We start from the raw sequence: 21,082 nt of genomic DNA, 5'->3' as shown, positions 1-21,082 counted from the left end.
CCCTTGAGTTCCAAGTGAAGTACCCCTATATATAGAAAAAGGTGAGAGATCCCCTGTCTCTCATCTTTTTAGTATTTCATCCATATTTTTATATAGTATAAAGGAACATTTTTTTGTTACAATACATAACGATACATAATATTCGCCACGTATAAAAGTTAATGATATACTCTTGGTAGAATATACTTGAAGGAGGAAATAAAATGGCAATTATAAATGCAAATGACCAAAGCTTCGCAGCTGAAACTAGCGAAGGTGTTGTATTATTAGATTTCTGGGCGCCTTGGTGCGGACCTTGTAAAATGATCGCTCCTGTATTAGAGGAGATCGATTCAGAGTTAGGCGAGAAAGTAAAAGTAGTAAAAGTGGACGTTGATGAAAACCAAGAAACTGCTCGTCAATTCGAAGTAATGAGTATTCCAGCTCTTTTCGTATTAAAAGACGGTAAAGTGGTTGATCAAGCGTTAGGATATAAACCGAAAGAAGCGTTAGTAGAATTAGTTTCTAAACACTTCTAAAATAAAGAAGCTGCCATTTGGTAGCTTTTTTTATTTTCTTTTTTACAACCTTTCCGTTACAATAAAAGAACGTATGTTGGGTGTTTTGGCATAGTATGTTTTTATGTGAAAATAAAAATGATAAGCATGTAGAAATGGAGGGAGACGAGTGCACGAGCATTTAAAAGAGAAGTTAGCAATTTTGCCTGATCAACCTGGTTGTTATTTAATGAAGGATAAGCAGGGAACAGTTATATATGTCGGAAAAGCAAAGGTACTCAAAAATCGTGTGCGCTCGTACTTTACTGGTTCACATGATGGGAAAACACTTCGGCTTGTTGGAGAAATTGTTGATTTTGAATATATTGTGACCTCCTCAAATTTGGAGGCTCTTATTTTAGAGTTGAATTTAATAAAAAAATATAATCCGAAATATAATATTCAATTAAAAGATGATAAAACATATCCTTTCATTAAAATTACAGCTGAAAAACAGCCGCGCTTACTCATTACGCGAAACGTAAAAAAGGATAAAGGAAAGTATTTTGGCCCTTATCCAAATGCGCAATCGGCACATGAAACAAAGAAATTATTAGATCGTATGTATCCACTTCGTAAATGTTCAAATATGCCAGATAAAGTTTGCTTATATTATCATATGGGCCAATGTTTAGCGCCTTGTGTGAAAGAAGTAACGGATGAGCAAAATAAAGAAATTGTAGATGAAATTATTAAATTCTTAAATGGTGGGCATAAAGAAATTCGTTCAGAATTAGAAACGAAGATGTACGAGGCTTCAGAGAAACTAGAATTTGAACGGGCGAAAGAGTTGCGAGATCAAATTGCTCATATTGATGCAATTATGGAAAAGCAAAAGATGATTATGAGTGATTTAGTGGATCGGGATGTGTTTGGATATGCAGTTGATAAAGGGTGGATGTGTGTTCAAGTTTTCTTCGTTCGAAAAGGAAAGTTAATTGAGCGCGATGTTTCCATGTTCCCGATATATGATGAACCTGAAGAGGGTTTTTTAACTTTTATCGGTCAATTTTATGAAAACAGTAGTCATTTCAAGCCGAAGGAAATTGTTGTTCCAGGAAGTATCGATTCAGAATTAGTAGAGCGCTTTTTAGAAGTTGAAGCGACACAGCCGAAGCGTGGGAAGAAAAAAGATCTTGTGGAATTAGCAAATAAAAATGCAAAAATTGCACTAGAAGAGAAATTTCACTTAATTGAACGTGATGAAGAGCGAACGATTAAAGCTGTAGATCATTTAGGAAAGCAGCTCGGTATTGAAACACCTTATCGTATTGAAGCGTTTGATAATTCAAATATTCAAGGGACAAATCCTGTATCAGCAATGATTGCTTTTATCGATGGGAAACCAGCGAAGAAAGAATATCGGAAATATAAAATTAAAACGGTCCAAGGGCCAGATGATTACGAGTCTATGAGGGAAGTTGTGAGACGCCGTTATACGAGAGCATTGAAGGAAAATTTACCTTTGCCAGATTTAATAATTATCGATGGGGGAAAAGGACATCTCGCGGCTACAAGTGATGTTCTTGAAAACGAGCTTGGATTATATATTCCAATGGCAGGGCTTGTAAAAGATGAAAAACATAAAACATCACATTTAATTATTGGGGATCCGCCTGAGCCTGTTATGCTTGCGAGGAATAGCCAAGAATTTTATTTATTGCAGCGCATTCAAGATGAAGTACATCGATTTGCAATTACATTCCATCGTCAATTACACGGGAAATCTGTTATTCAATCGGCGTTAGATGAAATTCCGGGAATCGGTGATAAACGAAAAAAAGTATTGCTAAAACATTTTGGTTCATTAAAAAAGATGAAAGAAGCTTCCGTATCGGAATTTGTCGAAGCGGGTATGCCGAAAAATGTAGCGGAGACAATTTATACTTATTTAACAGGTAAGAAGACGTTGTAGTTTACAATGTCTTCTGTTTTTTGGTATAATTTCTGAAGATTTAAAATAAACACACCTAAATGAATATACAAAAAAGTCAACTAAACTTATATGTCTAGTTGACTGTAAGTAGATGCTACACTTCAATGAGATCTTTTATATCCCATTTAACAAGAAATGTAATAGAGTCTGAACGTTTTTTCTGTTCCTCATAGGACTCTGCAACGACGTTTCTTTGTCTTTGAATTTGCTCGGCGATAAATCCAGCTTCTAATTGATAAGATGAATGTCTTTTTTGTTTTTGACGCTCAGTAATAAGTGTACCTTTAAGTTGAAATTGCATTTCACGACGTTTATGTTCAATGATGCTTAAAGTGCCCCAACCAGCTTTTTCAAAAAACTGAATGACTTCTTCAATTGTTTCTAGTGGATATTTTCTCGCAAGGTTTCTACCGGCCCAGTATAAAATACCATCTAAATCGTTACCAATTAAATCAGGTAGTAATTCTTCACGTAGCAATTCATAAGCGAAGGCGTTCAATGAAACATCTTCTAAAGATGTTATATCGATTGTATTTTTGCTCACAATATTCCCCTCTTTCTATAGGGATTATTATATAACATTTTTCATTTATAAAAACAGATTTTTCTTTGGGGAAATCTGAATATATAAGAAAAAAAAAGAATTGGCAAATTATATGCAAATTATGTATACGTTTTCTTGACGCTTCGACAAAAATAGGGGTAAAATGAACTTGGAATCAAATTATGCTGAAATATTTTGAATAATTTTTTCAGTTTTTCTTATGCCAATAGTGAAAAAACATTATTGTTGTAAATTAATCTGAAAACAGCAGTCAAACATTCAAGGGGGTAATGGGGACATGAAAGGCCGCGAGTATACGTTTCGTAAGTGGCACTCATTAATGGGGGTCATCCCGGTTGGTGTCTTTTTGACGCAACATTTAATTGTAAACAACTTTGCAACAAGAGGAGCAGAGGCTTTTAACAAAGCTGCAGGCTTTATGGAGCTCCTTCCATTCCGGTATGCGCTAGAAATTTTCATCATCTTTTTACCTATACTGTACCATGCTATATATGGCTTATATATTGCATTTACAGCTAAGAACAATGCGGTATCTTACGGCTATTTCCGTAACTGGATGTTCGTCTTCCAACGAATTTCAGGTATCGTTACGCTGATCTTCATTTCTTGGCACGTCTGGGAAACTCGTATTCAAGCATTGTTAGGTAAAGAGGTAAACTATGATATGATGGCAGATATTTTAAACAACCCATTTATGTTTGGTTTCTATTTAGTTGGTGTTGTTTCAACAATTTTCCACTTTGCAAATGGACTATGGACATTCTGCATAAGCTGGGGAATTACAGTATCTCCACGTTCACAAAGAATCTCTACTTATGTAACATTAGCTATTTTCTTAGGTCTATCTTATGTAGGTGTGAGTGCATTATTAGCGTTCATCGATCCACAGCTAGCAAACCAGTAAGGAGTGGGAGAGCATGAAAGGGAAACTTATAGTAGTCGGCGGTGGCTTGGCCGGCTTAATGGCAACGATTAAAGCGGCAGAAGCAGGAGTGAATGTTGAACTATTTTCTTTAGTACCAGTAAAACGTTCACATTCTGTATGTGCCCAAGGTGGAATTAACGGTGCCGTAAATACAAAAGGTGAAGGGGATTCTCCATGGATCCACTTTGACGATACAATTTATGGTGGGGACTTCTTAGCGAACCAACCACCAGTTAAAGCGATGTGTGATGCAGCACCTGGTATTATTCATTTAATGGACCGCATGGGTGTTATGTTCAACCGTACGGAAGAAGGACTTCTTGATTTCCGTCGTTTCGGTGGAACACAACATCATCGTACAGCATTTGCTGGCGCAACAACTGGTCAACAATTACTATATGCATTAGATGAGCAAGTGCGTCGTCATGAAGTAGCAGGACTTGTAACGAAATATGAAGGTTGGGATTTCTTACGAGCTGTTGTGGATGATGAAGGTGTGTGCCGAGGAATCGTCGCGCAAGACTTACAAACTATGGAGATAAAAAGTTTCCAAGCTGATGCCGTGATTATGGCAACAGGGGGCCCTGGTATCATCTTTGGAAAATCAACAAACTCTATTATTAATACAGGTACAGCAGCGTCTGCTGTATATCAACAAGGTGCATATTATGCGAACGGTGAGTTCATTCAAATCCATCCAACGGCAATTCCTGGAGACGATAAGTTACGTCTTATGAGTGAATCTGCACGTGGTGAAGGTGGACGTGTTTGGACGTATAAAGATGGTAAGCCATGGTACTTCTTAGAAGAAAAATATCCAGCTTACGGAAACCTTGTACCTCGTGATATTGCAACGCGTGAAATCTTTGATGTTTGCGTAGAGCAAAAACGAGGTATTAACGGTGAAAACATGGTGTACTTAGATCTTTCTCATAAAGATCCGAAAGAACTAGATATTAAACTTGGTGGAATTATTGAAATCTATGAGAAATTTACAGGTGATGATCCTCGTAAACTACCAATGAAAATCTTCCCAGCGGTTCACTATTCAATGGGCGGATTATGGGTTGATTATAAACAAATGACAAGTATCCCAGGTTTATTTGCAGCAGGTGAGTGTGATTATTCTATGCACGGTGGTAACCGCCTTGGTGCGAACTCACTATTATCAGCAATTTACGGTGGTATGGTAGCAGGACCGAACGCGATTGAGTATATGAAAGGTCTTTCTAAATCATCTGATGCTGTTTCATCTACTGTATATGAGCAAAATGAATTAATCGAAACAGAGAAATTTAACAATATTTTAACGCTTGATGGTAACGAAAATGCATATGTTCTTCATAAAGAGCTTGGAGAATGGATGACAGATAACGTTACAGTAGTTCGTGAAAATAAAAAGTTAATAGAAACTGATGCGAAAATTGAAGAGTTAATGGCGCGTTACAAACGCATTAACATTAACGATACAGCGAGATGGAGTAACCAAGGTGCTTCATTTACACGCCAACTTGCAAATATGTTCGAGTTAGCACGTGTTATTACAATTGGCGCATATAACCGTAATGAAAGCCGCGGAGCGCATTACAAACCAGAATTCCCAAATCGTGATGATGCAAACTTCTTAAAAACTACGATGGCGAAATTTGAGGGAGAAGGAAAAGCACCAGCATTCCATTACGAAGAAGTGGATGTTTCATTAATTAAACCACGTAAACGTGACTATTCCTCAAAACATGATGTAGCTGCTAAGGGTGAAGAGAAGGGGGATAAGCAACATGTCTGAGAAAACAATCCGCCTCATCATTACGAGACAAGATGGACCAGATGCACAAGAGTTTGACCAAGAGTTTGAAATTCCATATCGTCCAAATATGAATATTATTTCGGCACTGATGGAAATTCGTCGTAATCCTGTTGATTCAAAAGGAAACCAGACGACTCCGATTGCATGGGATATGAACTGTTTAGAAGAAGTATGTGGTGCTTGTTCGATGGTGATTAACGGAAAACCACGTCAATCATGTACAGCTCTTATTGACCAGTTAGAACAACCAATTCGCTTAAAGCCGATGAAGACATTCCCGATTGTACGTGACTTACAAGTTGACCGTAGCCGTATGTTTAATGCGTTAAAACGTGTTAAAGCTTGGATTCCAATCGACGGTACGTACGACCTAGGACCAGGTCCAAGAATGCCAGAGAAAAAGCGTCAATGGGCATATGAACTTTCGAAATGTATGACATGTGGCGTTTGCTTAGAGTCATGTCCGAACGTAAACAGTAAGTCTGACTTTATTGGACCAGCACCGCTTTCACAAGCGCGTTTATTTAACTCGCATCCAACTGGTGAAATGCATAAAGCAGATCGCTTGCGTGCAATTATGGGTGATGGAGGACTTGCAAACTGTGGTAACTCTCAAAACTGTGTGCAATCATGTCCGAAAGGTATTCCATTAACAACTTCAATTGCAGCATTAAACCGTGATACAACAATTCAATCGTTCAAAGATTTCTTTGGTAGCGACAATAACTATTAATAAATATTGCCTCTTCATGTTGAAGAGGCAATATTTATAACTTTATATTTCTGTTTATTCTGTTTATTTTAAGGGCGAAAAGGAGAGGGAACGATGAAGAGAATTTCTTATATTGAAGACTTTGAGCAATGGGAAAGTGGTTTTTCATTTTATAATCCTGTCAAAGTTCGTTTTGGTGAAGTAGATATGTTTGGACATGTAAATAATGTCGTTGCTTTTACATATTTTGAAGAAGCTCGTATCGCATTGTTTAAAGAACTTGGATTTATGCAAGAATGGACACATGAATCTTCAGAAACGATGATCGTTGTTGCAGATTTACAATGCAATTTTATTAAACAAATTTATTTTGATGAGCAGTTGAAAATATATGTAAAGGCAGGAGCGGTTGGGAACTCCTCTTTAGATTTACACTATATGGTCAAAAATGCAGAGGGGGAAGTTTGTTTAGTTGGACGCGGTATGATGGTCCAAGCATCGAAAAGAACTGGAAGAGGCGAACCGTGGCCTGAGGAATGGAAGAAATTATTACAATAATAGAATAAAAGAAAAATAAGAGAGCGATTCGCTCTCTTATTTTTTGTCCTTCGTTGCCTCTTCTAATGTTAGGTGGTGCTTATATATGTATGAGGCATATGGATTGCCAACGTAGCGTAAGTGCCACGGTTCGTATGAATACTCTGTTGTCTCTGTTTTATCCTCTAAATAACGAATGACAAATCCGAACTCATGGGCATGTTCCGCAACCCATTTTCCTTCTGCTGTCTCTCCGAATCTTGGTTCTAATTGGAATTTAGCAGATTTTGAGCTAATATCCATTGCTAGACCAGTTTGATGCTCGCTTGTTCCAGGAATTGCACTTACCGAATCAGCCGCAGCTTTTCCTTGGCGTTTAATATATGTATTATGTAATGACTGTTGGCGTTTGTAAGAACGGTAACCTGAAACTGCTGTAAGTTCTAAACCTTCTTCTTTCGCTGCTTGGAACATTTTTTCAAGAGCGTCTGCAGCATCTTTGCGAAGTAATGTTTTCTCTTTATCTTTTGGACTAGTAAATGGTACGTTCGGTTTCGTTAAATCTTCTGGAATGTACCCATCTGGTAATTTACGATGTTTATTGACTAATACAAGAGCAGAATCTGGGTTTGTTACAACGGAAAAATTATCATCTAGTTTCTTTGCATTATGATCAGCTTTTGGAAAAGCAGGAATCTCTTCTTTTGGATGGTTACTATGTTTTTGACTTTCGACAGCTTTCGCCTCATTTTGCAGTGGTGATTTAGAACCAAAGTAAGCGAAAGATGTGATACCGATTACAATAGTAGTGGCAGAAATAAGTATTATCTTTTTCATGATACCTTGTAATCACTGTCCTTTCTTAATAAAATATGTATCGTTTTTATTATAAGTCTAGTTTATTGAAAAAGAAATATAAGAGTCATAACGTAATAGAAATGCAAAGAAAATGTCAGAAAATGTGTGAAATTGTAGTATTTTTTTTATATAATTCATTTCCTATCTTTCATGTGATTCATTTTTTATGTAATATATACATATAAGGAGATGTAACGATTATGGAGAATAAAGGACTTCTTGTATAGACTAGGAGTGAATGGGAATGGATTTTGCAACAATTATTGGAGTCATTTTAGGAGTGTTGGCAGTAGTAGTAGGAATGGTCGTCAAGGGCGCTGACGTAATGGCCTTAGTTAATCCTGCAGCAGCATTAATTATTTTTGTTGGTACATTTGCTGCAGTATGTATTGCCTTTCCAATGAATCAACTAAAAAGGATTCCAAAATTATTTAAAGTTCTTTTTGGTTCAAATAAAAAAGATTTAAGTTATGAACAGTTACTAGAATTATTTGTTCATTGGACATCTGAGAGTAGAAAATACGGTATTCTGTCTTTAGAACAACAATTAGATAAAATTCAAGATGAATTTCTCTTGCGTGGTATGAAGTTTGTGATTGATGGTGTATCTGCAGAAGACTTAGAACAAATTTTAGAAGCCGAATTAGAAGCAATTGAAGAAAGACATGCAAAAGGAGCTACTATTTTTTCGCAAGCTGGTACATATGCACCTACATTAGGGGTTTTAGGTGCTGTTATTGGTCTTGTAGCTGCACTTGGAAATTTAACTGATATTGAAAAGCTAGGACATGCTATTTCAGGTGCGTTTATTGCAACGATTTTCGGTATTTTTTCAGGTTACGTATTATGGCATCCATTTGCAAATAAATTAAAGCAAAAGTCTGCTGCTGAATTAGAGAAGAAACGTTTAATTATTGATTGTTTATTAATGTTACAAGAAGGTACATATCCATTTATTATGAAAAACCGCATTTTAGGTGCGCTTTCTGCAACTGAGCGTAAAAAGCTAGAAAAAGGAGCGGAAAAGAATGCGGAGTAGGAAGAATAGAAGAAGTAAAAGGAAAAAGCATGACGAGCATATCGATGAAACTTGGTTAATCCCGTATTCTGATATGCTAACGTTGTTGTTTGCGCTGTTTATTGTTTTATTTGCAATGAGTAGTATAGATGCTGCGAAATTTAAACAGATGGCAGTAGCTTTTCGAAGTGAACTAGCAGGTGGAACAGGAAATAAAGAGTTTTTAAGTGATCAAAAACCAAAAGAAGAAAAAGAGCTATCGGCAAGTGGTTTGGAATCTGAGAAAATCAAAAAAGATGCTGAAGCTGAAGTGAAAAAGCAAGAAATGAATGAATTAAAAGCAGTACAACAAAGTATTGACAAGTATATTGAGGAAAAGCAATTATCTTCTTCGTTTAAAACGGATTTAACTGAAAAAGGATTAATGGTGACGATATTAGAAAATGTATTATTTGACTCAGGGAAAGCAGATGTGAAGTTGGAATCATTAGGGATTGCAAAAGAGATGTCTAACCTGCTTGTGTCGGCATCACCTCGTGAAATTACAGTGTCGGGTCATACAGATACAGTTCCTATCGCAAATGCTCAGTTTGCATCAAACTGGGAGTTAAGTACACAGCGTGCAGTTAATTTTATGCAGGTGTTACTCCAAAATAAAGAATTGCAACCAGAAAAATTTAGTGCAGTTGGTTACGGAGAATATCATTCAATTGCACCAAATGATACGCCTGAAGGAAAAGCGAAAAATAGACGTGTTGAAGTGTTTATCTTGCCTTTAACAAGAAATATGCAATAAAAGAGGATGGCGTAAGCCATCCTCTTTGTTATTTTGCATCAAATGATTTTAAGTTTTCATGACGGATTTTGTCTTTTTCTGCATCTGATTTTTTGAAATTATAATCGTATAAAGCACCTTCCCAGTCACCATACATTGGATTAGGGAAAATGATGAATTTTTCACCAAATTGTGCTTTTGATTCTGCTACTGTTTCATTGCGATCTTTTACAGATTTCCCATCAAAACCAGTGAAATCAGATAAGTTGTCACCGAAGAATAGGACGATGTCATGTGTTTGCGAAACAAGCTCACGACGTTTTTCTTTTCCTTTTTCTTTCGGGTCTTGTAGTAATATATGTTCTTTCGTCGCTTGAGGAGCCCCTACGCGCTCAAGGTTTTTAATTGTTGCATCTAGTTGATTCGTTTTACGATTTGAGATGTAGTAAATATCTACACCTTTAGACTCTGTGTATTTTAAGAAATCAATAGCGCCTGGGAGAGCTTCAGCTTCAGCCTTATTAATCCAATCGTCCCATTTATAAGGATAGCCTTTTCCTGTTTTTACACTCATTGCTTGATGAGGACTGTTATCTAAAACAGTTTCATCTAAATCAAGTACGATAGCAGGTTTTTTGCCTGTCCCTTTTGCAAGAGCTGCATCAAGCTTCAATTGACCAATATTGTATCCTTGGTAGTATAGTGCTTTCGTTTCGCCAGCTGTTTGATACCATAAATCAGCCATTAATTGCTGGTCTGTTAATTGTACTTTCTCTTCTTTTGCCACTGTTTTCTCAGCTGTTCCTGAACATGCTACAAGCGATGTGGAAAGAACGGCTACAGATAATAAAGTGGTAATACCCCTCTTCATCTTCATATGTATCCTCCTCGATGTTAGAAAATCATTTAATATTATATATTAAAATATGATATTTTTTTTATGAACATTTGCATATTGTCTTTTGTATATGTAGTAGTTTGTCCTATATTAGAAAGATGAGTTAAATAATAATAATTATTTTGACAAGTTTTATTGTCGTAATGACAATTATAATTGACAAAAACAGGATTTTTATTTACAATTTTAACTAAATGAAACAAATGATGGGTTAGGTGTAGTGATACATATAAGAGAATGAAATATAGTACTATATTTCATTCTGAACAATCATAGGCTTTAACAGAGGGTACGAATGATACTAAAGGGGAGGCTTTATACATTGAGTTTACAAATTCAAAACTTAACAAAAATATTCGGAGAATCTAAAGCAGTTAATGGTTTGGAAATCTCGTTACCGAAAGGTGAAGTGTTAGGGTTACTTGGCCGAAATGGTGCAGGAAAAACAACGACAATTAAAATGTTACTAGGTTTATTAACGCCAAATGAAGGTTCTATTACGTGGGATGGAAAATCATTAGGTCATAGCGGGGTAACAATTGGATATTTACCAGAAGAAAGAGGACTATATACAAAAAGTAGAGTAATAGATCAGTTGCGATATTTTGGTAGATTAGAAGGAATGACGAAAAAAGAAGTCGATCTTGCAATTGATCACTGGTTAGAGCGCTTAGCAATTCCAAAATATAAATTTAAAACGGCTGGAGAACTTTCAAAAGGGAATCAGCAAAAAATTCAATTGATAGCTGCTCTTCTTCATGATCCAGAACTCCTTATTTTGGATGAACCATTTAGCGGACTTGATCCAGTTAATGCTGGAATGCTAGCTAGTATTATTGGAGAACAAGTACAGAGCGGAAAGACAATTATTTTATCAAGTCACCGTATGGAGCAAGTAGAGGCGTTTTGCCAACATGTATGTATTTTGAAAAAAGGCGAAGCAGTTGTAGAAGGACAGTTAAGTGATATTAAGAAAGAATACGGTTTTCGTAATTTAACGATTGAAGATATAGCAGAGAATGAAAAGGGATTAGAGGCTATACATGTCCCGTATGAAAAACAACAAGGCCTTCTTTATGTAAAAGTACAAGACGATGCAGAAGCTCTAAAGATTTTGCAACAATTGCAAGAACAAGGTATTAGCTTACGACAATTTAAAATGCTAGAGCCAACGTTGAACGAAATCTTTGTAGAGAGGGCGAAATAAAGATGCGTAAATTTTATCATGTATTTTCATTTTATTTTAGGGAAGCGTTTTTATCTAAAAAATCATTAATTACGAGTGCGATTTTATTTTTGGTTGTGTTTGGGATTATGGCTTTCACACATTTTACTTCTGATAACGACAAAGGGAAAGATAAATTTGTCGTAGTAACCGAAAGCGATACTTATAAAGTACAAGAAAGTGATTTAACAAAGTTACTTCCTTCTGCTAAAGTAACTGTAGAAAATAAAGATAAATTTAATGAGTTACGTAAGCAAGTGGAAGATGGGGATTTAGACGGTCTATTCCGTATTACAGAAAAGAACGATATTCCAGAAGTGACGTATATGTACAGCGGTTTTCCGAGCCAATCAACGGCTACACTTATGGCGAGTTATTTAAAAGAACAATATACGACGGTAATGATCGAAAAAAATAATGTATCTGCAGAAGTCGCAAAGCAATTACAGATGGAAATTCCGTTAAAGCAAGAGGCGGTAAAGGATCATGCATCCTCATTTGGGATTGGCTATGTTTTTTCGTTCGCTTTATATATGTTTATTATTGTGTTTGGAACTTCAATTGGGATGACGATAGCATCTGAAAAATCATCTCGTGTTATGGAGTTAATGCTTCCGAAAGTAAAACCATTAACAATGCTACATGCCAAAATTTTAGCAATTGTTTCTAGCGCTTTGCTATTACTTGTTATTGCTTCGTGCGGTTTTCTTGTACCATATTTATTAGGTTGGGTAGATTTAGAAAACGCAGCTTTAATGGGACTCACACTAGACTTTTCTAAATTAGATGCTGTAGTAATTAGTATGTTCATTATATATTTTGTTACGGGTTACTTACTATATGCAATGTTATATGCGGCGGTTGGTGCTGTTGTATCAAAAATTGAGGATGTGCAATCTCTTTCGTTCCCAATTACAATGTTAGGTATAGCAGCATTTTTTATTAGTATTAAGTCATTGTTTGATCCAAATAGTACATTGGCTGTAGTTAGCTCTTATGTTCCGTTCTTTACACCGATGGTTACATTTTCAAGACTTGTGGCTGGTGAAGCAGGAGCTGTAGAAATTAGTGTAACATTAGTAATTTTATTGGTAACTATTTTTATCGTCAATATGCTTACAAGCCGTATCTACGTAAACGGTGTAATGAATTACTCCGACAAAGTGAAGTTTAAAGATTTAGCGAAATTTATAAAGCGTCAATAATGGGAGAAAAGCATGATTTTATAGTGGAATCATGCTTTTTCTTTATGTATAAATTAAAAATAGTATATAATAACAAGAGTCGTCTTTTAATAGAATGAATAAAAAGGAGGGTGTGCAGATGGGAATTAGTAGTCGTTTTACAGTAGGTGTTCATATGTTAACGTTACTTGCAATAGATCGAAACTCTCGCTGTACCTCTGAATGGATTGCTGGTAGTGTGAATACAAATCCAGTTGTGATTCGTCGCATTACAGGAATGTTGAAGAGAGCAGGACTTGTTGATGTACAAGCTGGTAAAGGTGGTACGACACTTGCTCGTGATTTAGATGAAATTACATTACTTGATGTATATAAAGCTGTGGAAGTTGTAGAAGAAGGACATCTATTTTCTTTCCATGAAAATCCCAACATTGAATGTCCAGTAGGAGCTAATATTCAATCGGTATTAGAGATTGTTTTAATACAATCGCAAGAAGCGATGGAAAACGTACTTGCAAATGTAACGGTGCAGCAGTTAGTTACAAATTTAAAGTCGAAAATTAAAGAATAAAAAAGCGAGCTTCCTCATGATGAGGGCTCGCCTTTTTTTATTCGGAAATATTGAAAATTCTATTTTTCAGTATTTAAAATAAACTTTCCTACAACAGCTGCTACGATACCACCAAGAATTGGGGCAACGATGAACACCCATAGTTGAGAAATTGCTTCTCCGCCAGCGAATAGAGCTGGTGCGATACTACGAGCTGGGTTAACAGATGTTCCAGTTAACGGAATACCTAATAAGTGAATTAATACTAATGTGAAACCAATTACTAATCCAGCTAAAGAAGAACTTCCCTTTTTACCTGTTACAGCAACGATAACTAAAACAAATACGAAAGTTAAAATGAATTCAACTAAAAATGCTCCAGATAAACCAAGAGTTCCAAAACTATTTTGTCCTAAATTATCTAAAGGTAATTTAGCAGATCGTAAAATTGTTACTAGCGTTGCAGTTCCTAATAAACCACCTAAAATTTGAGCTAATAAATAATAGCTAAGTTCCATAGCGTTCATTCTTTTGTTAATGAACATAGCGATTGATACCGCTGGGTTAATATGACATCCAGAAATTGTTCCAATGCTATATGCCATAGCCACGATAGATAATCCGAAAGCCATAGCGACACCTAATGTTCCAATTCCTTCAATTCCGCCGCCAATGACAGCTACTCCAGTTCCGAATAATACAAGTACAAATGTACCAATAAATTCAGCAATTGCTTTTTTTAACATAATTTACCTCCTAATAATGCACATGAAACGTATTATAACATAGGTTTTAGTATAAATAGCCAATGAAATACTATTCTGATAAGGCGAAATAGGGAGACAATAAAAATAGATATGGTTCTATGAAGAAGAACCATATCTATTTTTATGCTGATTTTTTTTGTTTAATGACTGGAACAGAGCGGTTTAAAACACTATTTACGATCATTCCTAACATTATAATAATCATCCCAATCAGTGACAGACCGCTAGGGAATGAACCATTTAAGAAAATAATCTCACCAAGCACAGTAAAGACCATCGTTCCAGCTTGTGTTGCTTCAACAGCTCCAAGTAAAGCAAGATTGTCTTTTGCTAAGTCGGTAGCAAAGAAAAATGTCATCGTCGCAATAACTCCGGAACATAATGCTAACAAAAATCCTTGAAGCATTTGACTTGACGATGGAATACCAGTAGTGGAAAATCCATATATAGCAAGTAGAATTGTAATAGGGAGACTTCCGATTGCCATTCCTAATACACGTTGGAATGTATCAAGACGCCCGCCAACAAGTTCCATCATTTTTCGGTTACCGAACGGATATAAGAAAGCTGCTAATACGACAGGTAAAAATCCCGAGATGAACTGAGTCATTGTAATATGACCTGCTGCAGTCGCTTGCATACAAATTACACCAAGTAAAATAAATAATGCTACATATAAACTGCGAAGTGGAATTTTTCCACGTACAAGTTTTGTACCTGATTTCGTTTCTATTTTAACGAAAAATAATGGTGATAAAAGTAAACCTGCTAATATCGTAACTTGCCAAGTTCCAGCAACGAGCCAAGCTGGAGAAAAAACAGCTGCGAAACTTAATAAAGAATAGAAGCCGATGCCAGCGACCGAGCCCCACCCGATCCATACAAATGGATGTTTTTTTAATTCTTCCCATAAAACTCCTAAGTTTTTGCGAAATAAAACGATAAGGAATAAAATAGGGAGAGCAAATAGAAAACGGAAGGAAGCAGTCCAAGCCCAGCTTGTTCCAGATACATTCATTGCTCTGTTAATAATAAAGGTTGCAGAAAAAAAGGCCGATGATAAAAGACCTAGTAGTATTGCGCGCATGAAGTATGGTACTCCTTTCGGGATTGAGTATTTATGTATAGTATAATATACTTAAATTGAATAAAAGTAAACTATTTTATATTTTAAGGTGGTTTTTATATATGAAAGAAAATGAAGATATGCAAACAAAAGAAGTAATTCAGCAAGTAGGTCAGTTATTAAGACAAATTCGAAATGAACAAAAATTAAGTTTAGAAGATTTAGCCCAAAAGACAGGTGTTAGTAAATTAACGCTAGGAAAGATCGAAAGAGGTGAAACGAATCCAACATTAGCTGTCATTTGGAAAATTACGAAAGGGTTATCAATCCCTTTATCGAGATTGATGGTTGTTGGAGAGCCTGTAGCTGTTGCGCGCTGCGGAGAAGGCTTTGCAGTAGATGTAGGACAAGCGTGGCACTTAGAAACGATGTTCCGTTACACGAAAGAAACGGGGATGGAAATGCACCGAGCTTGTTTAAGAGCGAATAGTATATATGAACCTGAAGCTCATCATGAAGGAGCAATTGAGCTTGTAACAGTAATGAAAGGGAAAGTTTCTATTCAAGTGGAGAACGATGTGTACGTGCTAAATGAGTTTGATTCCATTCAATTTGAAGCGAATAAGAAACATAGTTATAAAAATGAAGAGGATGAAGTGGCGGTATTACATTTAACGATGAAATATTCTTCATGAAAAAACGCCTATAGAAAAAGATTCTATAGGCGTTTTTTCAATTTGTATGTTCTGCTTAAGTATAGTGAAAAGAGTATTGCTAATCAGGATAATATTAGTAAGAACGTGGCATGAGTAATAAACAAATGAGATAAACTAAAAAACCCGTTCCAAAACATAAAATAGCAATGACCCAAATAATACGAATGAGAGTAGAACTAATATCAAAATATTCTCCTAAACCACCGCATATACCAAATAACATTTTGTCAGTTTCGGATTTGCATAATTTCTTCGACATATAATGATCCTCTCCTTTTCATATCACCGCTGTTATGTATGAGTGATACAGTGTACTTTTATTCTATATGGAAATTTATGAGAAGACCATTAGGTTATATTACATTTTTTTGTGAAGGAACAATATAGTGTATTAATTGTCTTAATTTTCAGTCGGTATTAAAATGAAAATGAGGGTGTGACGTATTTTCTATTATAAGGTGGGGAAATAGTAATGACATTGTATTGGTTGACTAATGTAAAGCTTGAAACAGGTTATACATATGAAGAAGCGAAAATTTCACAAACGGAAACTGAGATATGCAGTCTTCTTATTGAAGATGGAAGAATTAAAAGAATTATATCGGGAATCGCCCAAGAGGAAGGAACGTTAACTTTTGATGCTAATCGTTTATTAGTTTTACCAGCTTTTGAAGAGATGCATATTCATATTGATAAAACATATTATAGTGGGCCTTGGAAAGCTTGTATGCCAGCAGAAAATATTTTTACACGTTTTAACGAAGAAAAAACGATTTTACCAAAGCAATTAGCAACTGCTCAAGACAGGGCGGAAAATATGCTAGAGTTATTGCTTCGAAATGGCGCAACAAATATTAGAACGCATTGTAATGTGGATCCGGTTATTGGACTTCGTAATTTAGAGGAGACGTTAGCGGCTTTAGAAACATATAAAGATCGGTTGTCTGGTAGAATAGTTGCTTTTCCGCAACATGGATTATTGCGCAGTAATTCTATGCAACTTGTGAAGGATGCGATGCGTATGGGCGCACAATTAGTTGGCGGAGTGGACCCAGCTACAGTAGATAATGATATTGAAAAATCATTACATACGATTATGGACATTGCGGTAGAGTTTAATGCGGATGTTGATATTCATTTGCACGATGCGAATAATCTTGGAACGTTTACAATGAAGAGATTGGCAAGTCTAACGGAAGAAGCAGGATGGCAAGGTCGTGTAACAATTAGTCATGCGCTTGGACTTGGTGGTGTTACTGATAAAGAAGCTGAAGAAGTGGCAGAAAGACTAGCAGCATTAAAGATTGATATCACTTCAACCGTTCCAATCGGTAAACAAGTAATCCCAATTCCGTTACTAGATAAAAAAGGTGTTAAAGTTTCATTAGGAAATGATAGTATTACAGATCATTGGTCTCCGTTCGGCACAGGTGATATGCTTCAAAAGGCAAATCGATTGGCAGAACGATTTGGTTGGAGTGATGAAAGGTCTTTAGGGAAAGCTCTTCGTTTTATTACTAGAGGGAAAGAAACGTTAAATAATGAAGGGAAACGAGTATGGCCGAATGTAGGGGATGAGGCAAGTTTTGTTTTAACGAATGCAACATGCGCCGCTGAAGCGGTAGCGCGTCAAACAGAGAAGAGTGTAGTTATGTATAAAGGAAATGTTGTTGCAGGGGATTTAAATCAAGTGAAATTAGATAATCTCGTATAGAAGAATCGTTTAGAGGTTTTGAGAAGGGTTCTAATTGTAAAAATAGAACTCTTCTTTTTTATTCAGTAGAAGCAGGGAAGCACTATATTTCCTTATAAGGAAGCTAGAAGGGATGAAAAGTTTGGACAATCAACATAATCAAAATCATATTATGGGAACTTTGCAATGGTTTATTTTTTTATTAGCAAACTCAATCGCGCTACCAATTGTCGTTGGCGGATTATTTCATCTTACGACGGAAGAAGTATTTTATTTAATGCAGCGTACGTTTTTCGTAGTTGGTATATCTTCTTTTTTACAAGGATGGATTGGACATAAACTTCCGATTGCTGATGGACCAGCTGGATCTTGGGTTGGTGTATTTACCGTACTAGCTTATGCAACTGTAGGGCAAGATCAATTACATAGTACGTTGCAAATTTTAGAATTAGGGATGATGGTTGCCGGAGTTATTTTAATAGGATTAGGGCTAACTGGTTTTATAGAACGTATTTTATTTTTATTTACGCCGCTCGTTACAGGGACTTTCTTGCTTCTATTATGTTTGCAATTAAGTGGTGTGTTTTTAAAAGGGATGTTAGGAATTACAGCTACTGTTTCTCAAATCGATGGATTTACAGCGTTGATCGCTTTTGGCATCTTTTTGTTCGTGGTCATACTCTCCAATTTTGGAAAAGGTTTTGTTAAAAGTTATGCGGTTTTAATAGGACTAATTAGTGGGTGGATTATTTTTTTGATTGCAGGAAAAGTGACGATTCCATCTCAAGTAACTCATTTTGTGCAACTTCCACATATATTTGCTTGGGGACTTCCAAAATGGAATACAGGTATGGCTGTATCAAGTTTCGTTATGGTATGTATTTTAGTTTCAAATACAGTGGCAGCTATTATAGCGATTAATCAAGCTACCATTCATAAAGCGGCTATTGAACAAAAACAGTTGAAGGATGGTACGTGGATCGGAGGGATTTCGCATATAATTTCCTCCGTATTTTCAACTGTAGGTGTCGTTCCATTACCAGCAACGGCAGGTTTCATACGTTTAACAAATCAAAAGTACATGCGTTCATTCTTATTTGCATGTGTACTATTAGTCGTTATGTCGCTATTTCCAAGTATTATCCGCTACTTAGCCTCTCTGCCATCCGCGGTCGCATCTGCGGTATTAATGGCCTCGTTCGTGCAGCTTATTGGGATTGGATTTCATAATATAAAACAAGTGCCACTTAGCGAACGGAATGTAACGATCTTAGGAGTTGCGGTATTGTTTGGCTGCGGCATTATGTTTTTACCGTCTGGAGCACTTCAATCATTGCCTTCTGTTATGCAATATATATTTGGTAATGGTTTGTTTGTAGGTACTGTTGTAAGTATATTGCTGGAACAAATATGGCGTACTGGAAAATAAGTGGATAAAAAGAGTGTGCGCACTGTATAAAAGTCTAAAATAACATAAGAAATAAAGCCCATTTTCATTCACCACCTGCACATTTCGTTCATACAATATCTTGACTAAATAAACACCCAACTTACACATATACAGCTCTGGCTTAAGCAAGGAGGGTTATACCAGTTGAAGGAAAAAGCGTATCAATCTAAACCGTTACTCACAAAGAGAGAAAGAGAAGTATTTGAATTACTCGTTCAAGATAAAACGACGAAGGAAATTGCAGGTGAACTTTTTATAAGTGAAAAAACAGTACGCAACCACATCTCAAACGCAATGCAAAAGCTAGGGGTTAAAGGACGTTCACAAGCAGTTGTTGAGCTTCTTCGCATGGGAGAGCTCGAACTATAAGAAAGCAGCCGACTTTTATACAAAAGGTCGGCTGTTTTTCTGTTTGTTTCATGCTCTATATGAATGATAATAATGTCTCATATATAAAAGGAACGATTGATATAACATACATATTCGAAGAACCGAAGTGATGGTTGAATGTCTTGATGTGGTTTATATCAAAAATCAGTCAAACTTGACTATTATTTGTTATAGTTAATATAAAAAGAGGTCAAGGATATGAAGTGGATAATTTCAGCAAACCCGAAAAAATATGATGTAGTAAGTGCTTTTAATCAATATGATTATATTGATTGGAGCCAAAGTGCAAATCACGAAATCGGGGATGTTATTTACATTTATTGTTCGGCATTTATAGGGAAAATAAAGTTTAAATGTATTGTGGAAGATGTAAATATATCATGGGAAAACGTTAACGATGATGATGGATTTTGGGTGGATAAAGAAGATTATCAAAAGGCAAAAACAAAAAGATTTATGCGCTTGTGTTTACAGCAACAGATTGAGTCTGATGATTTAGCTTTTGAAAAGTTAAGGGAAAACGGATTGTTAGGTAATATTCAAGGTCCAATGAAATTAGAGTCAAAAGTTGATTTACTAAGCTATATTGAACAGTGCTTTAATGAAGATTGTTCAAAATCAGTTTATCCGGATGAAGTGCCAGAACAATTATCTATTGTGGAAGGACATCGAAAAACAGTAATCGTTAATCAGTACGAACGTAGTGCTGTAGCAAGAAGGAAATGTATTGAACACCATGGTTGTTATTGTCATGTTTGTAATATGGATTTTGAAAAGCAATATGGTGCTTTAGGGAAAGGGTTCATTCATGTTCATCATAAAATACCACTTAGTGAAATAGGAAATGAGTATGAGGTGGATTATGTGAATGATTTGATTCCAGTTTGTCCTAATTGCCATGCGATGCTCCATAGAAAAAGCATGAATGGTTCCTTTTTAACACCTGAAGAATTGAAAGCGTTAATTACTAAGTGATTTTAAGCTGGGGAAATTGTAGATGGACGTTTGATTACAGGACAGAATCCGCAGTCTAGTGCGGAAATAGGTAAGGCTATAAAAAGAGCTATGAATAAATTATAGAAATAAAACTCCCGCTATTAATAAAGGTAGCGGGAGTTTTATTTTGAATGAGCATTTTATATAGAAGAAACCGACTTTCATATAGAAGGTCGGTTGTTTTTCTGTCTTGCAAATTATGAAAAAAAGGAGCAAAATAAAAAAAGGTCCTGGTCTATACAGGTACAAATGAAAAATTTTATACAGGGGCATTTTAAGTTAGCGAACTTAAAGTGTGTAAAATATACTGATAAACATAAAGTGAAACTTTAATCAGTGGGGGTTTTGTTCATCCCCCGCTGATTATTAGCCTTCACCAATCGGGCGTTTACGGGCAGTGGATCTCCCGCCGAACTTCTTTGCTGCAGCCGAATTTTGAGGTGGGAGTTTTACTGCCCGTTAACGCGGGATAAAATAA

22 protein-coding genes and 1 pseudogene are annotated in these 21,082 nt (G+C 36.0%); 17 read left to right on the top strand and 6 right to left on the bottom strand.

Annotation, left to right across the window (positions count from 1 at the left end):
* Positions 1-203: 203 nt before the first annotated feature.
* Positions 204-518 carry a thioredoxin gene (gene trxA, locus MHI07_RS21185; RefSeq protein WP_000974757.1) on the top strand — a complete coding sequence of 105 codons (315 nt, stop codon included), beginning with the start codon at positions 204-206 and terminating at the stop codon, positions 516-518.
* A 148-nt stretch (positions 519-666) separates the two neighbouring features.
* Positions 667-2,451: an excinuclease ABC subunit C gene (gene uvrC / locus MHI07_RS21180; protein WP_340826091.1), complete on the top strand. Its 1,785-nt coding sequence runs from the start codon at positions 667-669 to the stop codon at positions 2,449-2,451.
* Positions 2,452-2,566: 115 nt separating this feature from the next.
* On the opposite strand, the gene MHI07_RS21175 is transcribed toward uvrC, so the two are convergent.
* A complete protein-coding gene (locus tag MHI07_RS21175) occupies positions 2,567-3,016 on the bottom strand; it encodes a YslB family protein (protein ID WP_002015405.1) in 450 nt (149 codons plus the stop codon).
* 298 nt (positions 3,017-3,314) lie between these two features.
* Here MHI07_RS21175 and sdhC point away from each other — a divergent pair, with 298 nt between their 5' ends.
* From sdhC to MHI07_RS21155, 4 genes are all read left to right on the top strand, one after another.
* Positions 3,315-3,941, top strand: coding sequence for a succinate dehydrogenase cytochrome B558 (gene sdhC / locus MHI07_RS21170; protein WP_002015407.1), 627 nt, complete (start codon positions 3,315-3,317; stop codon positions 3,939-3,941).
* A 13-nt stretch (positions 3,942-3,954) separates the two neighbouring features.
* The gene (gene sdhA / locus MHI07_RS21165) at positions 3,955-5,748 is read left to right on the top strand and encodes a succinate dehydrogenase flavoprotein subunit (protein WP_340826089.1); all 1,794 of its coding nucleotides are present in this window, start codon (positions 3,955-3,957) and stop codon (positions 5,746-5,748) included.
* Positions 5,741-6,502 (top strand): succinate dehydrogenase iron-sulfur subunit, encoded by a 762-nt coding sequence (gene sdhB / locus MHI07_RS21160; protein WP_002088861.1) that lies wholly within the window; start codon positions 5,741-5,743, stop codon positions 6,500-6,502. Before sdhA ends, sdhB begins: the two co-directional genes overlap by 8 nt.
* Positions 6,503-6,595: 93 nt before the next feature.
* Positions 6,596-7,039, top strand: a complete 444-nt coding sequence (locus tag MHI07_RS21155; RefSeq protein WP_002160315.1) for an acyl-CoA thioesterase — start codon at positions 6,596-6,598, stop codon at positions 7,037-7,039.
* A 36-nt stretch (positions 7,040-7,075) separates the two neighbouring features.
* On the opposite strand, the gene MHI07_RS21150 is transcribed toward MHI07_RS21155, so the two are convergent.
* Positions 7,076-7,855: a M15 family metallopeptidase gene (locus MHI07_RS21150; protein WP_002160316.1), complete on the bottom strand. Its 780-nt coding sequence runs from the start codon at positions 7,853-7,855 to the stop codon at positions 7,076-7,078.
* 265 nt (positions 7,856-8,120) lie between these two features.
* Between MHI07_RS21150 and motA the strand changes: the two genes are divergently transcribed.
* Together motA and motB are read left to right on the top strand one after the other, a co-directional pair.
* Positions 8,121-8,915, top strand: coding sequence for a flagellar motor stator protein MotA (gene motA, locus MHI07_RS21145; RefSeq protein ID WP_002112100.1), 795 nt, complete (start codon positions 8,121-8,123; stop codon positions 8,913-8,915).
* A complete protein-coding gene (gene motB / locus MHI07_RS21140; protein WP_340826083.1) occupies positions 8,905-9,690 on the top strand; it encodes a flagellar motor protein MotB in 786 nt (261 codons plus the stop codon). Before motA ends, motB begins: the two co-directional genes overlap by 11 nt.
* A 28-nt stretch (positions 9,691-9,718) precedes the next feature.
* Here motB and MHI07_RS21135 read toward each other — a convergent pair whose 3' ends face one another.
* On the bottom strand, positions 9,719-10,546 hold the full coding sequence (locus MHI07_RS21135; RefSeq protein WP_002160318.1) for a 5'-nucleotidase, lipoprotein e(P4) family: 828 nt from the start codon (positions 10,544-10,546) through the stop codon (positions 9,719-9,721).
* Positions 10,547-10,889: 343 nt separating this feature from the next.
* On the opposite strand from MHI07_RS21135, the gene MHI07_RS21130 reads away from it, so the two are divergent.
* The 3 genes from MHI07_RS21130 to MHI07_RS21120 all read left to right on the top strand — a co-directional run bounded on the left by MHI07_RS21130 (position 10,890) and on the right by MHI07_RS21120 (position 13,547).
* Positions 10,890-11,774, top strand: a complete 885-nt coding sequence (locus tag MHI07_RS21130; RefSeq protein ID WP_340826079.1) for an ABC transporter ATP-binding protein — start codon at positions 10,890-10,892, stop codon at positions 11,772-11,774.
* Between the two features lie 2 nt (positions 11,775-11,776).
* Positions 11,777-12,997 carry an ABC transporter permease gene (locus MHI07_RS21125; protein ID WP_002160320.1) on the top strand — a complete coding sequence of 407 codons (1,221 nt, stop codon included), beginning with the start codon at positions 11,777-11,779 and terminating at the stop codon, positions 12,995-12,997.
* Between the two features lie 118 nt (positions 12,998-13,115).
* Entirely contained in the window at positions 13,116-13,547 is a 432-nt protein-coding gene (locus MHI07_RS21120; RefSeq protein WP_002112095.1) for an Rrf2 family transcriptional regulator, read from the top strand.
* 59 nt (positions 13,548-13,606) lie between these two features.
* Here MHI07_RS21120 and MHI07_RS21115 read toward each other — a convergent pair whose 3' ends face one another.
* The gene (locus tag MHI07_RS21115; protein ID WP_002160321.1) at positions 13,607-14,272 is read right to left on the bottom strand and encodes an aquaporin; all 666 of its coding nucleotides are present in this window, start codon (positions 14,270-14,272) and stop codon (positions 13,607-13,609) included.
* A gap of 142 nt (positions 14,273-14,414) precedes the next feature.
* A complete protein-coding gene (locus tag MHI07_RS21110; RefSeq protein WP_002160322.1) occupies positions 14,415-15,380 on the bottom strand; it encodes a DMT family transporter in 966 nt (321 codons plus the stop codon).
* A 101-nt stretch (positions 15,381-15,481) separates the two neighbouring features.
* Between MHI07_RS21110 and MHI07_RS21105 the strand changes: the two genes are divergently transcribed.
* Positions 15,482-16,054, top strand: a complete 573-nt coding sequence (locus tag MHI07_RS21105; RefSeq protein WP_002015333.1) for a helix-turn-helix domain-containing protein — start codon at positions 15,482-15,484, stop codon at positions 16,052-16,054.
* Between the two features lie 94 nt (positions 16,055-16,148).
* Here the strand turns inward: MHI07_RS21105 and MHI07_RS21100 are convergent, their stop codons facing one another.
* Positions 16,149-16,334, bottom strand: a complete 186-nt coding sequence (locus tag MHI07_RS21100; RefSeq protein ID WP_002160323.1) for a PspC domain-containing protein — start codon at positions 16,332-16,334, stop codon at positions 16,149-16,151.
* 213 nt (positions 16,335-16,547) lie between these two features.
* Here MHI07_RS21100 and MHI07_RS21095 point away from each other — a divergent pair, with 213 nt between their 5' ends.
* The 5 genes and pseudogenes from MHI07_RS21095 to MHI07_RS21075 form a co-directional block, all read left to right on the top strand.
* Entirely contained in the window at positions 16,548-17,789 is a 1,242-nt protein-coding gene (locus tag MHI07_RS21095; RefSeq protein ID WP_340826073.1) for an amidohydrolase family protein, read from the top strand.
* A 112-nt stretch (positions 17,790-17,901) separates the two neighbouring features.
* The gene (locus MHI07_RS21090; RefSeq protein ID WP_002199246.1) at positions 17,902-19,197 is read left to right on the top strand and encodes a purine/pyrimidine permease; all 1,296 of its coding nucleotides are present in this window, start codon (positions 17,902-17,904) and stop codon (positions 19,195-19,197) included.
* Positions 19,198-19,362: 165 nt separating this feature from the next.
* Positions 19,363-19,587, top strand: coding sequence for a spore germination transcription factor GerE (gene gerE, locus MHI07_RS21085; RefSeq protein ID WP_000659484.1), 225 nt, complete (start codon positions 19,363-19,365; stop codon positions 19,585-19,587).
* A gap of 219 nt (positions 19,588-19,806) precedes the next feature.
* Positions 19,807-20,583 (top strand): HNH endonuclease, encoded by a 777-nt coding sequence (locus MHI07_RS21080; RefSeq protein ID WP_016106275.1) that lies wholly within the window; start codon positions 19,807-19,809, stop codon positions 20,581-20,583.
* A gap of 15 nt (positions 20,584-20,598) precedes the next feature.
* A pseudogene (locus MHI07_RS21075) lies at positions 20,599-20,688 on the top strand (type 1 glutamine amidotransferase domain-containing protein); the annotation flags it as partial.
* Between the last annotated feature and the right edge of the window lie 394 nt (positions 20,689-21,082).

The sequence above is a fragment of the Bacillus sp. FSL H8-0545 genome, from assembly GCF_038006105.1.
Taxonomy (GTDB): domain Bacteria; phylum Bacillota; class Bacilli; order Bacillales; family Bacillaceae_G; genus Bacillus_A; species Bacillus_A cereus_U.
This window is presented reverse-complemented; position numbering and strand designations above follow the sequence as displayed.

Excerpts from the sequence above, each read along its gene's own strand:
- MHI07_RS21135 (WP_002160318.1), bottom strand. The coding sequence starts at position 10,546 with ATGAAGATGAAGAGGGGTATTACCACTTTATTATCTGTAGCCGTTCTT.
- trxA (WP_000974757.1), top strand. The coding sequence starts at position 204 with ATGGCAATTATAAATGCAAATGACCAAAGCTTCGCAGCTGAAACTAGC.
- MHI07_RS21090 (WP_002199246.1), top strand. The coding sequence starts at position 17,902 with ATGAAAAGTTTGGACAATCAACATAATCAAAATCATATTATGGGAACT.
- MHI07_RS21150 (WP_002160316.1), bottom strand. The coding sequence starts at position 7,855 with ATGAAAAAGATAATACTTATTTCTGCCACTACTATTGTAATCGGTATC.
- sdhA (WP_340826089.1), top strand. The coding sequence starts at position 3,955 with ATGAAAGGGAAACTTATAGTAGTCGGCGGTGGCTTGGCCGGCTTAATG.
- MHI07_RS21080 (WP_016106275.1), top strand. The coding sequence starts at position 19,807 with ATGAAGTGGATAATTTCAGCAAACCCGAAAAAATATGATGTAGTAAGT.
- sdhB (WP_002088861.1), top strand. The coding sequence starts at position 5,741 with ATGTCTGAGAAAACAATCCGCCTCATCATTACGAGACAAGATGGACCA.
- MHI07_RS21095 (WP_340826073.1), top strand. The coding sequence starts at position 16,548 with ATGACATTGTATTGGTTGACTAATGTAAAGCTTGAAACAGGTTATACA.
- MHI07_RS21115 (WP_002160321.1), bottom strand. The coding sequence starts at position 14,272 with ATGTTAAAAAAAGCAATTGCTGAATTTATTGGTACATTTGTACTTGTA.
- motB (WP_340826083.1), top strand. The coding sequence starts at position 8,905 with ATGCGGAGTAGGAAGAATAGAAGAAGTAAAAGGAAAAAGCATGACGAG.
- MHI07_RS21110 (WP_002160322.1), bottom strand. The coding sequence starts at position 15,380 with ATGCGCGCAATACTACTAGGTCTTTTATCATCGGCCTTTTTTTCTGCA.
- MHI07_RS21125 (WP_002160320.1), top strand. The coding sequence starts at position 11,777 with ATGCGTAAATTTTATCATGTATTTTCATTTTATTTTAGGGAAGCGTTT.
- sdhC (WP_002015407.1), top strand. The coding sequence starts at position 3,315 with ATGAAAGGCCGCGAGTATACGTTTCGTAAGTGGCACTCATTAATGGGG.
- MHI07_RS21105 (WP_002015333.1), top strand. The coding sequence starts at position 15,482 with ATGAAAGAAAATGAAGATATGCAAACAAAAGAAGTAATTCAGCAAGTA.
- MHI07_RS21120 (WP_002112095.1), top strand. The coding sequence starts at position 13,116 with ATGGGAATTAGTAGTCGTTTTACAGTAGGTGTTCATATGTTAACGTTA.
- motA (WP_002112100.1), top strand. The coding sequence starts at position 8,121 with ATGGATTTTGCAACAATTATTGGAGTCATTTTAGGAGTGTTGGCAGTA.
- MHI07_RS21155 (WP_002160315.1), top strand. The coding sequence starts at position 6,596 with ATGAAGAGAATTTCTTATATTGAAGACTTTGAGCAATGGGAAAGTGGT.
- MHI07_RS21100 (WP_002160323.1), bottom strand. The coding sequence starts at position 16,334 with ATGTCGAAGAAATTATGCAAATCCGAAACTGACAAAATGTTATTTGGT.